Annotated in this window: 11 protein-coding genes; 4 read left to right on the top strand and 7 right to left on the bottom strand. The window is 47.0% G+C overall.

Features of this window, described 5'->3' with window-relative positions; translation table 11 throughout:
* Nucleotides 1–44: 44 nt before the first annotated feature.
* Entirely contained in the window at nt 45–1,382 is a 1,338-nt protein-coding gene (locus NST08_RS28880) for a sensor histidine kinase (RefSeq protein WP_251535854.1), read from the bottom strand.
* A complete protein-coding gene (locus tag NST08_RS28875; protein ID WP_007129092.1) occupies nt 1,372–2,070 on the bottom strand; it encodes a response regulator in 699 nt (232 codons plus the stop codon). Before NST08_RS28875 ends, NST08_RS28880 begins: the two co-directional genes overlap by 11 nt.
* Before the next feature lie 219 nt (nt 2,071–2,289).
* On the opposite strand from NST08_RS28875, the gene NST08_RS28870 reads away from it, so the two are divergent.
* Nucleotides 2,290–4,413 carry a multicopper oxidase family protein gene (locus NST08_RS28870; protein ID WP_210094115.1) on the top strand — a complete coding sequence of 708 codons (2,124 nt, stop codon included), beginning with the start codon at nt 2,290–2,292 and terminating at the stop codon, nt 4,411–4,413.
* A gap of 84 nt (nt 4,414–4,497) precedes the next feature.
* Here NST08_RS28870 and NST08_RS28865 read toward each other — a convergent pair whose 3' ends face one another.
* Nucleotides 4,498–5,394 (bottom strand): NAD(P)-dependent oxidoreductase, encoded by an 897-nt coding sequence (locus NST08_RS28865; RefSeq protein ID WP_251535853.1) that lies wholly within the window; start codon nt 5,392–5,394, stop codon nt 4,498–4,500.
* A gap of 231 nt (nt 5,395–5,625) precedes the next feature.
* Here NST08_RS28865 and NST08_RS28860 point away from each other — a divergent pair, with 231 nt between their 5' ends.
* Nucleotides 5,626–5,967, top strand: coding sequence for a zinc ribbon domain-containing protein YjdM (locus NST08_RS28860; protein ID WP_251535852.1), 342 nt, complete (start codon nt 5,626–5,628; stop codon nt 5,965–5,967).
* A gap of 534 nt (nt 5,968–6,501) precedes the next feature.
* Complete coding sequence (locus NST08_RS28855; protein ID WP_210094112.1) at nt 6,502–6,843, top strand: helix-turn-helix domain-containing protein; 342 nt, start codon at nt 6,502–6,504, stop codon at nt 6,841–6,843.
* Nucleotides 6,844–7,008: 165 nt separating this feature from the next.
* On the opposite strand, the gene NST08_RS28850 is transcribed toward NST08_RS28855, so the two are convergent.
* The 3 genes from NST08_RS28850 to NST08_RS28840 are packed head-to-tail and all read right to left on the bottom strand — an operon-like array spanning nt 7,009 to nt 9,591.
* Nucleotides 7,009–8,610, bottom strand: coding sequence for a DUF2326 domain-containing protein (locus tag NST08_RS28850; protein WP_251535851.1), 1,602 nt, complete (start codon nt 8,608–8,610; stop codon nt 7,009–7,011).
* Complete coding sequence (locus NST08_RS28845) at nt 8,588–8,830, bottom strand: ABC-three component system middle component 7 (protein WP_210094110.1); 243 nt, start codon at nt 8,828–8,830, stop codon at nt 8,588–8,590. The genes NST08_RS28850 and NST08_RS28845 overlap by 23 nt, the downstream gene beginning before the upstream one ends.
* Nucleotides 8,827–9,591 (bottom strand): ABC-three component system protein, encoded by a 765-nt coding sequence (locus NST08_RS28840; RefSeq protein WP_210094109.1) that lies wholly within the window; start codon nt 9,589–9,591, stop codon nt 8,827–8,829. The genes NST08_RS28845 and NST08_RS28840 overlap by 4 nt, the downstream gene beginning before the upstream one ends.
* 288 nt (nt 9,592–9,879) lie before the next feature.
* Between NST08_RS28840 and NST08_RS28835 the strand changes: the two genes are divergently transcribed.
* A protein-coding gene (locus tag NST08_RS28835) for an IS3 family transposase (protein ID WP_156124786.1) occupies nt 9,880–11,000 on the top strand; the annotation gives its coding sequence in 2 pieces (ribosomal slippage) (nt 9,880–10,129 and nt 10,129–11,000; 1,122 coding nt in all).
* A 179-nt stretch (nt 11,001–11,179) separates the two neighbouring features.
* Here NST08_RS28835 and NST08_RS28830 read toward each other — a convergent pair.
* Nucleotides 11,180–13,819, bottom strand: coding sequence for a family 16 glycosylhydrolase (locus NST08_RS28830; RefSeq protein ID WP_251537951.1), 2,640 nt, complete (start codon nt 13,817–13,819; stop codon nt 11,180–11,182).
* Nucleotides 13,820–13,943 lie beyond the last annotated feature (124 nt).

Raw genomic sequence — 13,943 nt, 5'->3', positions numbered from 1 at the left:
CGCAGCACGGATGCTGCGGCTTTGTTATACAAGTCCCTCTGGCCCTAATCCTCAAGCGGCAAGCAGATCGTGAACACCGAGCCCTCGCCGACCACGCTTTCCACCTCGATGAAGCCTTGATGAGCAAGGATATTATGCTGCGCAATCGCGAGGCCCAGTCCGGTTCCGCCGCCGGGACGAGCCCTGGAATGGTCCGCCCGATAGAAACGGTCGAAGATATGGGGAAGATCCGCCTCGGAGATGCCGGTGCCGTTGTCTTCAACCCGGATTCGGGCGTAGCGCTGCTGCCGGTCAGGCAGGTGCACCGTTTCCGCATGAATGCGGATGTGTCCGCCGGTCTTCGTATAGTACACGGCATTCGTCAGGATGTTGTACAGCGCCTGAAGAATACGGGATTTCTCCACCGAGACGGGGATCATCGGCTCTTCAGCATGCAAGGACAGCTGGATTTCTTTGTCCTCGGCCATGAACCGGGTTTTCGTCAGTAAGTCCTCCAGCAGCGCAACCAGGTTCTCCTCTTTCGGGTGCAGCTCCGTCATGCCGGCTTCAAGCCGGGACAGATCCAGCACTTCATGAACCAATCGCGATAACCGCAAAACTTCATCAAGAATCGAGGCTTGCTTCGCGGCAGTGAGGGGAGAGCCCGTCTCGTGCGCCAGCTCCAATTCCCCTTGGATGATCATCAGCGGGGTTTTCAATTCATGGGCGACGTCAGACATCAGCTGTTTTCGGGTGCGCTCCGCCTCCGCGAGCGAATCGTTCATCTCAAGAAGGGCCTTGGAAATCGCGCCGAATTCATCCTTCCGATGCGCGGGTAAGACTATGGGTGCGCCGCCTTGTTTGATGGCCCCGATCCCGCTAATGATTTTGCGTATAGGGCTTGTCAGCCGCCACGACAACAACAGGATGATCAGCAGCGCGGCAATGCCGGTAATCAGCAGCGAAGCAATCCCGATATTCGGCAGCATGCCGTACCACATGGTTTTGAACTCGTAGATTTTGGACTGCCGCTCGTTCATTACATACAGTCTGCCGATCCTCTGGTCCCCCTGACCAAGCGCCAGCATGTAGCCGTCACCGCGGAGCTTATCTACGCTTAAACTTCCTTGCTGATATAAGGCCTGCTCCTCGGCGGACAACACGATTTCGACAAAGGGGGCAGCGGATTCAAAGCTTGCGCTTTCTACGTCCTCCCAAGAATTGCCGTGACTCCGGTAATATTGCTCAAACTCCATCCTCAAGGCTTCAAAGGCATCCTTCTCCTCCAGATATGCCAAATCGCGGGTGATATAAAACTGCACATGCGTGACGGCAAGCAGGACGAGCATAATCAACACGATCAATCCGCCCATCGACAGGGTCAGCCTGGTTTTAATTTTCATGTTCTGCCCCGAATCGGTAGCCGAAGCCGTAGACCGTCTGAATATAATCGGCCGCCCGGCCGTCCTTCTCCATCTTCTTCCGCAGCTTGCTAATATGGGAGTCTACCGTCCGTTCGTCGACGATGAATTCCTCCTCGAAGGCATGCCGCAGCAGCTGCATGCGGCTGTACACCCGCCCGGGCTTTGACGCCAGCAGGTGCAAGAGCTTGAATTCGGTCGGTGTGAGATGCAGCTCCTGACCGCCAATAAAAACCTGCAGGCTGCTCTCATCAATCGTCAGATCCCCTCTTCGAAGCACAGTATCGGCCTCGTCATTTCCTGTGTGGTTCATGCGCCGCAATAAGGAACGGATGCGCGCGGACAGCTCTCTCAAGCTGAAGGGCTTTGTCAGATAATCGTCCGCGCCCATTTCGAGGCCCACGATTTTGTCAGCCTCCTCCGACTTGGCCGTAACCATGATGATCCCTGGGGACCCTGACTGTCTAAGCTGTCGGCAGGTGTCCAGCCCGTTCAATTGCGGAAGCATCCAGTCCAAGATCACGATATCCGGTTTATGCTGCGCATACAGCTGCAGGGCGGTTTTTCCGTCCATCGCGGTCAGTACGTCATATCCCTCTGCTTGAAGGTACGATTCCATGAGCGACGCAATTTTTGTTTCATCCTCAACGATTAGCAATTTGATTCCCATTCCTACACTCCCAGACTTATCCATTTTGATAGCTACTTAAAGAATATGGGTGCTTTCACAATCTGTAAATACCTTCACCACAAGTTCGCAACATTTCGCTAGTAATATGGTCATCAAAGATAACGTTTGGCAGATGGGGACAAATGCTACAGGTCAACCATCAAGAAAAGGATACCGGGCGTGAGGCTTACGAAGCCCCGGTTAAAAGGAGTGAACAGCATGTTCGAAACCATATTCAGCATCATCATTACGGTCGTTATGACCCTGTTGTGGGGAATCGCCGCCATTGCGGCAGCAGGCCTTCCCTACTCCAAGTCAAGTCGAAGCCTGAATAATAAGAGCACATTCTTGCTCTGGGTGGCAGGCATTGCTTTTGTACTGAGCGCTGCCTGGTACGGAGTAATCACCCTCCAACTCATCAAGGACGGCTGGTTGTTTGTGGAGGGGACGGTCAAAATGCTCATCCCGTTGACATTGATTCCTCAGTTGTATATCGCTGGAGCGATTCTCCCCCGGTTGAAAAGCTTACGCAATGCCGGCGGAGAACCGCCGACGCCAGCAGCACTGGAAGCAGTGGCCCAGCCTTCCATATCAATATCCTTTTTAGCGGCTGCGCTCGTATCCGGCATCTCCGCGCTCAGTACGTTCTTTGTCCAGCCGGTTCTTCCAAGCCTATCTCAGATCGGCTCCCGCTACTTGGTGGTTGCGCTTCTATTGCTTGTGCCGGCGATTTTTGCAAATAGAAGATACTCGAAGTTGAAGCAGGGGAAACCACTTCGGCGCGGGCTTGGTGCCAGGCTTATAAGCTTTGTATCGGCAGGTCTGCTCACGGCCATGGTGGCTATAACCCTTCTGGTTGCCAACGTACTGGTCGGAGTCCAGGTCTCCAAGCTGCCGGAAGCCTCCGACATGATGAATCACGACTGGATTGACGAGGGAGGCGGCGCCCCTACGCTTATGTCGGGAAGCTCCAATCATCAGCAGCATCAAGCTCATCATGCGTCGGCTTCGGTCGATCCCAGCCAAGTCGAAGTAGCGTCGCTCACCGGGGATATTTCGGAGCCCGCCGATCGGACATTTGAGCTGGTGGCACAGCAGAAGAAGGTGACACTCGCTTCCGGGGCAGTCATCGATGCCTGGACATATAATGGAGAGATCGCTCCCGAGCTCAGAGTGAAGCAAGGCGAAATGATTGAAGTGAAGCTCGTCAATCAAGATATCGATCGCGGAGTCACCATTCATTGGCATGGCTATAACGTGCCGAATGCGATGGACGGCGTGCCGGGGATGACACAAAATGTCGTTAAACCCGGGCAATCATTCACTTACAAGTTTCGGGCCAATCAGGAAGGAACCTACTGGTTTCACTCGCATCAGCAAGCGGCGGAGCAAGTCGTGAGAGGGCTGTTCGGCACCCTGATCGTCGAGCCGAAACAGGAAACGGAAAGTTATGATGAAGAGATAACCTTGATTAACCATCAATGGGAGACCGACCAAGGCCGTCGGAAAGCATTTGGAAACCAAGACGAGTTCCAGTGGAAGCAGGTGAAGCCGGGGGATACCGTGAAGCTGCGGATCATCAACGCATATAACTATTCGGAAAAATTCCTGCTTCAAGGAACCGAATTCCGAATCACCAGTATCGACGGCATGCGGATTCAAGACCCCAAGCCCTTGTCCGACCAAACGGCTTTTCGGCTCGGGGCGGGGGGCCGATACGACGTGGTCTTCACGATGCCGGATCGTCCGGTCTTCTTTAAACTCGTCAATAGAAGGAACGAGGGCAACCCGGGAACCGTGTTTTATGCCGGGAGCCGTCCAGAGAGACCGGTCTTTCAGGCTGAATCTGCTGAGTTTGACCCGTCTGATTACGGGAAGCCCGTCATGAATGAGGTTACGGCAGAGGACAAATTCGATCGGGAATTCCATATGATTCTCGGCAACCGAATGGGATTTTACAACGGCCAGATTAATTTCCTATGGACGATCAACGGGGAGGTGTATCCCCGGGTTCCAACCTTCGTCGTCAAAGAGGGCGACAGGGTCAAAACGACGTTCGTGAATCGAAGCTTGGGCGAGCATCCGATGCATCTGCACGGGCATCATATGACGGTGCTGAAGAAGAACGGCAAGAAGGTGGCCACGCCGTGGCTGACCGATACGTTAAACGTCATGCCGGGTGAATCGTATGAGGTCGGCTTTATCGCGGATAACCCGGGCATGTGGATGGACCACTGTCATAACCTCGATCATGCGGCGACGGGGATGACGCTGCATCTCATGTATGATCATGTGCTTCCTTCTTATGAGGTAGGAACACGGTCAGGAAACATACCGGATTAGGGAATGGAACCGATCCATTGAGATAAGAAGAGGATTCTGCTTGAAACAGAATCCTCTTCTTCCTGTATTTCGATGATTGGCCCATCAGGATTTCCGCAAAGCCTCGAAGACTCGTTCAAATGCATCATTGCCGTAGCCTTCAGCGACTTGCTGCGCAGCAATAGCGTGCAGGGGCTTTAACCACTCTGCCGGGATATCCAGCTCCTTGCTGGCGCGAATAATGTGTTCCAGCCCTAATTTGTTGGTATTCAGGTTGGACACGTCGGTCGCGTAATTGCGCTCCTCGAGTGCACGTGCGCTATCGGGGTTGGTTATGCTTGGGGCAATTACATGGTTGACCCAATTCGTTGCAAACGGGAGGAAAGCTGTTGGCGATATGTTTGCCGTACTCAAGAAGGCGTGGGCATGGAGGTATCCGTACACGGATCCATACAGCATGGTGAGCAGCGCCAGATCGTACAACAATGGGGCACCATGATCATCGCCAAGATAAGCCGCATTGCCTCCGAAAACCCGTAACAGCGGCGCGTGAGCTTCAAAGAGAGTCTTGGAGCCTCCGTAGAAGATGAGGGTTTCCGGCAGCCCGATTAGCTGGGGTACTGCCATGATGGCTCCGTCGAGATATTCGACTTCTCGCTCAGCTGCCCAGATGGCTGTGTTACGAGCTTGGTCTGGAGTTCCACTCGTGAGGTTGACTAGGACTCGACCGGAAAGTTCATCGGTTAATGGGGAGAGCTGTTCATGCATAACTTCGTAAGTGGATAGGCATATGATCACCACGGGACTAGCCGCTACCGCATCAGCAAAGGTAGCCGCAAGCGCAGCGCCTTTTGCAACCAGTCCATCGGCTTTATTCGCCGAGCGGTTCCATACGGTTGTGGGGTGACCGCCTTTCAGGAAAGCTTCTGCAAGTGCCACTCCCATGTTTCCAAGGCCGATGACCGAAACCGCTGTAAGGTCCTGAATAATCTTTTTGTTCATTTCCTTTCACTCCTTTCGTTAATCACAACAAGCCAGAATCAACGATGATGCCATACTGGTTCCCCTCGTATTTGAAGAAATATTGCCTTCGGATCGAATTCTAAAGTATGACACTAATGAGAAGGTCAAGAATAAATTCAATACGTTGATAGCTGATGTGCTTGACGATCGGATGAAGCCATGTCAGTATGTTAGAGATTCGATTATGATCATGAATGGAGAATATGAACATTGTCTAACCTGCCTAATTGTCCGAAATGCAATTCCGAATACACGTATGAGGACGGGAGCTTGCTGGTGTGCCCGGAATGTGCTCATGAGTGGAGTCCGGGATCCAGTCAAGAAACTGCTGAGGACGAGAAAGTCGTAAAAGATGCCAACGGCAATATGCTGCGGGACGGAGATTCGGTTACCGTTATCAAGGACCTGAAAGTAAAGGGAACGTCATCGGTCGTGAAGATCGGCACCAAAGTCAAAAACATTCGCCTGATCGATGGGGATCATAATATTGATTGCAAAATCGATGGTTTCGGAGCGATGAAGCTGAAGTCGGAGTTTGTGAAGAAGGCCTAGGAGGCACCTATGTTGGCTTGACTCCAAGCAAATGGATAGTAGTCTACAAGTAAAAAAAATAGCAACCTGAGTCCGGTATTCATAGGGGCTCAGGTTGTTTGACTTTGTTGAAATACAGTGGTTGTAGGGGGTATCGGACGGGTTTTTATTGCACATGCCTGTGCTTCTTCAATTGCATTGAAATATAGTAGCCTTCTTTTTCGACAATTAGCTCTGTATGGGCCACCCTATAATAGGTTCCTTCCATTGTTATTCCGCCTACCAACCTTGTAAGACGTAGAAATTCTCCAATTTCGGATATGTAAATATTCGCCGTTGAGTTGTCGGGGAAAATACATTGGACTCTAATTGGAATCATTCCTTTCTTAAGCTCCATGCGCCACGTTTTGAGCCAAGGAGTTTTATTTTTGGAAGTATAGGGCAATCTTATTATATCAAAATACAATCCCTATAGGGTATATTTTATAAAACAAAACCCTATAGTATCTTGGAGTGGTTATATGGCTGGTCTATGGTTTGCTTAGGGTGATTGCTATGGATGATTTGATGAGGATGGTGGGGGAGGGCATTCGGCACTTCCGAAGACAACGTGGACTAAGCCAGGAGGAGCTTGCAAGTAAGGCGGAGGTACACGAAACTTATATTGGTAAGCTAGAACGTTCTGAAAAAGTATGCTCTGTTGTGGTACTCGCTAAAATTACGAATGCACTCGATCTCTCGATGGTGGAGTTCTTTAGTTATATCCAGCCTGTGAGTGGAGAGGAACGGGAGTCTACACTCACAGAAATTGTGGACAGGCTCCGAAGCAGGAGTGAGGCTGAGCAGAAGAGGATACTGAAAGTTATAGACGTTATGCTGGATGATCAGTTGAGTTAAGAGGGAGAGTCATGGTCCGAGAGGGTCGACTAAAGCTTGGAGAGTTAAAAGGAGCTGCTGCGGCAGCTCCCTTTTACATTATTCAAGTTAAGTTGGTATTATACGTTGTATTATCACAGATACTATTACAAGGAGTCGATGATTGATTCCTTGTTTTTATGATCATCAACGCCAGTCTTTAATAAATAACAGACGGTCTCTCGATAACGAAATTGCCTTTTGTTCCGTTAAAATTATCTGTGTATATTCAGAGTATCTATCTATAGTGTCTATTGCAATGAAAATTTGTCTAGTGGATTTTTGATTATAAATCTTGATTATGTTTTCAACAACATTATCTTCGATGTTTTTAAATAGAATTGAGTCATGTATTAGAATGGGGAGTTTAGTAAGTTCAAAGACGGCAAGATCCAAAATTAATAAATTTGTATATGCCTTTCCAGTCCCAGTATTATCAAATATTTTATAATTATAGTCCTTCTCCAATAATTCTAATTTCGGTGAACGCCTGCTTTCATTATGAATTGAGTCATTAATTGTCAATAGTTTAGTGTTCACCAAATCAGTGACTTTTTCAATACTTTGCACCTTTTTTTCGCTAATATCGGTTTCAGTTGTTTCTATATCTTTTTTTATATTCTGCGATTTTAGGTAAATTTTATTTTCGAGTTCGATGCTTCTAAGTCTTGTTGATAAATCAAACAAATGCTCAATTAAGTGGTTAGATTGCCCATCATTACTGAGAAGCGAATTCATAGTGGAATCAATTTTACTGATCTGTTCATCAAAAAAATTAACTTCTAACTCCAGTCGCCTTTTTTCTTTTTTTAACTCCTCAGCAAGAATCTTTGATATATTTTCGTGAAATCTCTCAATATTCATTAATTTTTCTAAGTTAACATTTGGAAAAAACTCAACCAATTTTTCAAATTTTTGATCTACATGCTTATTTTTAAGATTCTTATTAATACGGATCAGTTTTGTTCTAAAGTAATCGCGTTCCTTGATTAATTTATTCTTTTCCTTTTGTAAGTTAAAGAGTTCTTCTGAAACAAAGTCACTTATGTTAAGTGCAACTTTATAAATATTCTCTTTAATATCTGTAATTTTTTCTTCAATTTCTTCTATCTCTTTAAGATTTTTTTCATACTTAGTTTTTGTGATCTTTGGCACATAATCATATTTGCCTGCTTTATTAAGAGTAAGGCGTGAATCTTTAAGTAATTTCAACTTTTTTTCTTCATGAATGATGTTATCATAAGCATTAAACAGTAGAAGAAATCTTACTACGGTATCGGCGTTTCTCTCCTTAGGAAAAGTGTGGAGAGGTCTTTTTACGTCCAGATTATGTTTTCCCCAAATCCTTGAATATAGACTTACTGCTGATCGGAAAGATAGATGTTCCGAGGGCAACGAGTATTGTTTTTTTAGGAACTTCAAATATTCTTCTAGCGTCATGGTATTTATCTTATCGAAGCTTTCATTACATTCATATACTTCTTTTGGGTTCACTGTACCTCTAATAAAGAAAAACTTCTCAGTACTAAATTCAAAGAAAAATTGAAATTCATGATCACCCAATTCCCTCATCACATCGTTATTGTATTCAGTGTAAGAAGTTCCTCCAAAAATAAAATCTATGATCATTAACAGCGTCGATTTTCCAATTGAGTTTGACCCTTGATTATCTCCTAAAACAACATTTAAACCTGGATGGAAATCGATTGTTTTTTCTCTAAAAACATCACATCGAATCTGTTTTAACATATTGTATGACCCCACTATCTGTGTCAAGATCAATAACATCTAATAAAAAAAGTACATCGAGAGAATAAATGAATTCATCAATCCCTTCAAATTCAGGACCAAGCTCAACAAACAAATCTGCCACTCTATAATTTTTATTTATACGCAACATTTCTAAAATAATTAGCATTCTATTAATAATGGAGTTCTCAAATGAGATGATTTTGTTAGGCACAATCATGAGAACACCTCACAGTTCTGAACAAAAAATGATATTACAATTTTACAAGCTTCTAAAGAGCTGTTTTCTGTCTTTTTGCTTAACCACTCAGATAAATTTTGGTATATATCCTCCTGGGTATGGCCGGCTTTTTTCAACACCATATAAAAAGCTTTTACCTGTGTAGCAATAGTTTCAAAAGTATCTCCATTAGTTTTGTCAAGCTCTGTAAACTGCTCCTTAATAAATAAATAATATTCAGCTACATCTGACTTTATTTTCCTTTTTGTAAGTCTTGATAAAGTACCGTTTGCTTTTTCATCCACTTTTATTGCATCTAAATTAAGTGTTTCGGGCTCAAGTATCCAGTCAATGTCACTAGCTAATGTTGTTAAAATGGCTTTAATCTCGTACTCAATTTGGTAATTTGAATATTGTTTTCTATTCTCATTCCTTGCTATAAACTGCTTCTTTATGGATAATAATTTTCGGTACTCTGCGACTGTTCTTGGATTATCAAATTTTCTATGACAGTCTCTACAAAGAGCAATATAATTATTTATATCATTGACATCTTCACTCAACTTTTCTTCATCTTTTAGAAGTGAAATTTCATGAGTGCTGGGGTTTAACGGATAAATATGGGCTCCTTCGAAAATTTTGTATTGCCTACCACCTTTAGAGTATATGAGACTTTTTGCACATAGAGGACATATTCCTTCAACCTCTGAGAAGAGAATAAGATTTTCATTTTCAGTTAGAGGTTTTCTATTGTCCTGCATGTTGCACCTCAAATCATCAGTAATTAATCATTTCCATATTAACCCACTACGAATATTATTTAAATGAAAAAATATACTATTTCAACAAATATGTCCAAGTGGCTTTCTGAATTAATATAGTAGACAAATCAATTGATGGGGAATTTGCTTTAAATGGCCGATCTATATAACTACGCAATAAGTGTACTGAAGGGGATAATCTTTATAGTGGATCGTCTACACTTAGTTGGACAATAAAAATGAGGGCTTGTAGAATAAACCTATCATCCTAAGGAGCGGATCTCTACAATGCCAAAACAACAACGACGTACCTTTACAGCAGAATTCAAAAAACAAATGGTAGAACTCTATGAAAACGGAAAATCCAGAGCAGCGATCGTGGAGGAATATGACCTCACAGCCTCCGCTTTAGACCGCTGGATCAAACAAGCCCAAACAACGGGTTCCTTCAAGGAGAAGGACAATCGCTCCTCCGAAGACAATGAGCTGATTGCCTTGCGAAAGGAGAACCAGCGTCTGAAAATGGAGGTGGATATTTTAAAGCAAGCCGCGCTGATCATGGGACGAAAGTAGCTATCATCCAGAACAACCGTGATAAATACTCGGTATCAGCAATGTGCGACGTCCTGCAAATCGCAAGAAGTACGTTTTACTATGAAGCGAAAGAACAAACGAGCGAAGACGATGTCGCCGAAGCGATTGCGGACATTTTCCATAAGAATCGAAAAGCTTACGGTACACGCAAGATTAAAGTCAAGCTCCAGGAACGTGGTTTCGTCGTCTCCAGACGTCGAATTGGCCGGATCATGAAAGAGCAGGGACTTGTTTCTACGTACACCGTGTCGCAATATAAACCCCTTAAGTCCGCGTGTAATGAAGCGTCTACAGCCAATACGCTGAATCGCGAATTCGATCAAACGGAGGCTAAACGAGTCGTTGTCAGCGATCTGACGTATGTGAAAGTTCAGAACCGGTGGCATTACATTTGTGTACTTATCGACCTGTTCAATCGAGAGATCATCGGCCATAGTGTAGGCCCTCATAAGGATGCCGTGTTGGTTTCTCGTGCCTTTGCAACGGTTCAGGGTGATTTATCTCAGATTCAATGGTTCCATACCGACCGTGGCAGTGAGTTTAAAAATCAAAAGATGGATGCACTTTTGGAGACATTTGAAATTGGCCGATCCCTGAGCATGAAAGGCTGCCCCTACGACAACGCTGTGGCGGAAGCGACCTACAAGATTATGAAAACAGAGTTCGTGAACCAGATGAACTTCCAGAGTCTTCGTCATCTGGAACTGGAATTATACGATTATGTTAACTGGTTTAACAAGCATCGGATTCATGGAACACTAGGATACATGACACCGGTTCAGTATCGCCATGCAGCCCTTAAAAATGCTGTCTGATTTACTGTTGACAATCCAATAGTGGGATTGTAAATTTAGAGGGGGGTTACAGGATAAACCAATTCATTCCCATAAAATCAGGGCTCCCTCAAACTGGTGGGAGCCCTGATTTTATATCATTACCACGCTCAAGCAACCCTAAAGCAGGCATCGATTTTCCCTCTACCCGCTCATACCGCTTATTCCGGTGTCCCCTCCGTCACCCCATGCACATACGTCTGCCAAGGGGTATCCAGTGCTCCTTGCCCTGGGTTATAGGTAAAGAAATACTCAACCGTATCCCCATGCTTTAGATTATTGACAGGGTAAGTGTAGTTGCCGTTCCCCGTAGGGGTCATGGCTACGTTTAGCTGCACGCCGTTGTTGACCTTATAGTGCAAGTCGGCAAAGGTGGCGCCGTTAACATAGAACAGCAGGTCATTGCCGATTTTCTTCAATCCCTTCACCTCATCGCCGATGACGATGACGGTGGAAGGAGGCGGTACAACGGTGATGGTGGAGCTGGCGGTTTTATTTCCGTCCGCGGTTGTCGCCGTGACGGTTGTCGTGCCCGGAGCGAGCCCGGTCACGAGACCGCTCGGACTTACGGATGCCGTGCTGCCGTTCGCAACCGACCACGTCACGTGCTTATTCGTTGCATTGGAAGGCGCTACATTGGCGTTTAGCTGAACGCTTTGCCCGACTTCCACCTGCGCCGTGCTTGGATTCACCGTTACGCCGGTAACGGGCACGTTTCCAGGATTCTGGCCCCCGCCGTCTCCTTCCTTGTACACCCGGACATAGTCCACCTGCATCGTTGCAGGGATATCGGACGGATCCGGGGTCCGGCCGCCGTCGAAGGTTCCGCCAATCGCCAGGTTCATAATGAGGTAGAACGGCTGATCGAACGGGGCGTTCGGATTGTTCGGCGCTGCTGCCGAATACCATTGATCCCGGGTCACTTTAAAGAAGAACTTGCCGTCTACATACCATTTAATATTGTCTTCTTCCCAGACGACCGAATAGACATGATAGTCATTGGCAAAGGTCTGCCCTTCCGGGAAGTGGTATTCGCCGGAAAGATGCCGGTTCGTCGGCCATTGCCCGCCGAAGTGAACCGCGCCGCTCGTCACGCCAGGTAAGCGTCCTCTTGCTTCCATCACATCGATCTCACCGGAGGATGCCCATGTTCCATACACATTATCCTGCGGAAGCATCCAGAGCGCAGGCCAGATACCGTTGCCGGTTGGCAGCTTGGCACGGAAGTCCACTCTACCGTACTTGAGGGAAAAATGATCCCTGGTGTTTATCTTCCCGGAGGAGTATTGTGCATACCGATTAGGATCCTGCGGGAAGGATTTTGGCTCGTTCAAGGCTCTAATATTGAGCTTTCCGTCCTGTACAAAAACATTTTGCGCACTATTGGTATAGTGCTGCAGCTCCGAGTTGCCCCAACCCCAGGTATTCGGATCATCATTGAGATAATACCCTGTTTCATAATTCCATTTGCTGTTATCCAGCGTCGTCCCGTTAAACTCATCCTGCCAGATCAGATTCATGCCCGCGATGGTTGGATCGCTTGGCGATCCGATCGGAATATCCTCCTGATCGGTGATATCCGGACGAGGAGCATCGGGATTCCCGATCAAGGTGTAGTTAACGTAATTGCTGCCCACGCTTCCACCTGCCTGCCCATTTAATGGATAGCCGATACGGATTTGCATGTCCTCTTGGATCGGCTGGAACCACAGACCATAGATATGATCGGCCCAGTACCCCCACTGATTGGCAGGGGACATGTTATTGTAGCCGTTCGCCGAGTATACAAATCCGCTCTGGCTCGAGTTGTCCAGATCCACCCACTGCCCGTTGATGTTAATCTGGTATACGAAATTGCCAAGCTCCGTGCCGATTGGCGCGCCTCCATCAATCTTGGGCAGCGGAATACCGATAGCGCCGCTCGCATCGGCTGTAAAGGTCGTTCCTTCATAAGGCGTAAGCACATATGAATTTCTTACGGGCTCGTTAAAGGTGATGGTATACACGATGTTAGCGGAAGAGGTCTTCGATTCCAATTTGACGTTGATCGACTCCGTGACGTTAAACCAGTAGCCGCCGCCTCCATCGGTGAATTGACCGAAGTTCTGATCATAGATCCAGCCGCTGGCGGCATTGTTGTCGATATCGATCCATTCGCTGCTGTTGACGGGCTTTACATACACCTTCAAATCGTCCGCGACGGCTTCATAGGTGATGGCTGGATCATTGTTAAAGATCGGATAGGTGAAGCCCGCACCGCCCGTAAAACCTGCTGTAATTTGCGGCCCTTGGGTCGGGGTCATTGCCGTGATGGTCGTTTTGTTGATGTTTTGAAAGACCAGCCTGTAATCCAGCGTCACCCCATTCGCTTTGGAGTACAGCTGAATCTCCGTTGTTGCGGAGAGGGTGAACCAATAGCCGGTAAAGCCGCCGTCGTTCCAGTGCCCCCAGTTCTGGTTATAGACAAAGCTGCCGACACTGTCGATATCAACCCAACTGCCGTTCACCTTCACCTTTACCCCCAGGTCTTGGGCAACATCATTCCAAGTGGCGGCGCCTCCGTTGAAGACCGGCATGACAAAACCATAGCTGGCCTGGCCAACCCCTGATTTTGTGATGACCGGTCCGTCTGCCGCGGAAAAGTAAGACATCGAGGTAATGGTGGTCCCAGCCTCTTCGGCTGCCTGAACCTTCGACGCCGGCATGAGACCGAGACTAACCAGCAGCACAATTGCCAAGAACAAGCCCAGGCCCTTACGCCTAAACCGCCTTTCCGTAGAGTGATAGTGAGATCGCTTCATAAATACCCTCCCTTAATCGTGGATTCTCCTGTTATAAGCACGCATCGGAAAACGCTTACAATAAGGAGCATCTTTATTCTATCGAAGATCATGAACCGATGAACAGGCACGATTTTTTTGGTAG

It is taken from the genome of Paenibacillus sp. FSL K6-1566 (genome assembly GCF_038050475.1).
Classification (GTDB): Bacteria; Bacillota; Bacilli; order Paenibacillales; family Paenibacillaceae; genus Paenibacillus_AQ; species Paenibacillus_AQ lactis.
The sequence above is the reverse complement of the archived record's forward strand: the minus strand, read 5'-3'. Positions and strand labels throughout refer to the sequence as shown.

What these genes read in the sequence shown, in the direction of transcription:
- NST08_RS28880 (WP_251535854.1), bottom strand. Translation starts at nt 1,382, where the DNA reads ATGAAAATTAAAACCAGGCTGACCCTGTCGATGGGCGGATTGATCGTG.
- NST08_RS28875 (WP_007129092.1), bottom strand. Translation starts at nt 2,070, where the DNA reads ATGGGAATCAAATTGCTAATCGTTGAGGATGAAACAAAAATTGCGTCG.
- NST08_RS28870 (WP_210094115.1), top strand. Translation starts at nt 2,290, where the DNA reads ATGTTCGAAACCATATTCAGCATCATCATTACGGTCGTTATGACCCTG.
- NST08_RS28865 (WP_251535853.1), bottom strand. Translation starts at nt 5,394, where the DNA reads ATGAACAAAAAGATTATTCAGGACCTTACAGCGGTTTCGGTCATCGGC.
- NST08_RS28855 (WP_210094112.1), top strand. Translation starts at nt 6,502, where the DNA reads ATGGATGATTTGATGAGGATGGTGGGGGAGGGCATTCGGCACTTCCGA.
- NST08_RS28850 (WP_251535851.1), bottom strand. Translation starts at nt 8,610, where the DNA reads ATGTTAAAACAGATTCGATGTGATGTTTTTAGAGAAAAAACAATCGAT.
- NST08_RS28845 (WP_210094110.1), bottom strand. Translation starts at nt 8,830, where the DNA reads ATGATTGTGCCTAACAAAATCATCTCATTTGAGAACTCCATTATTAAT.
- NST08_RS28840 (WP_210094109.1), bottom strand. Translation starts at nt 9,591, where the DNA reads ATGCAGGACAATAGAAAACCTCTAACTGAAAATGAAAATCTTATTCTC.
- NST08_RS28830 (WP_251537951.1), bottom strand. Translation starts at nt 13,819, where the DNA reads ATGAAGCGATCTCACTATCACTCTACGGAAAGGCGGTTTAGGCGTAAG.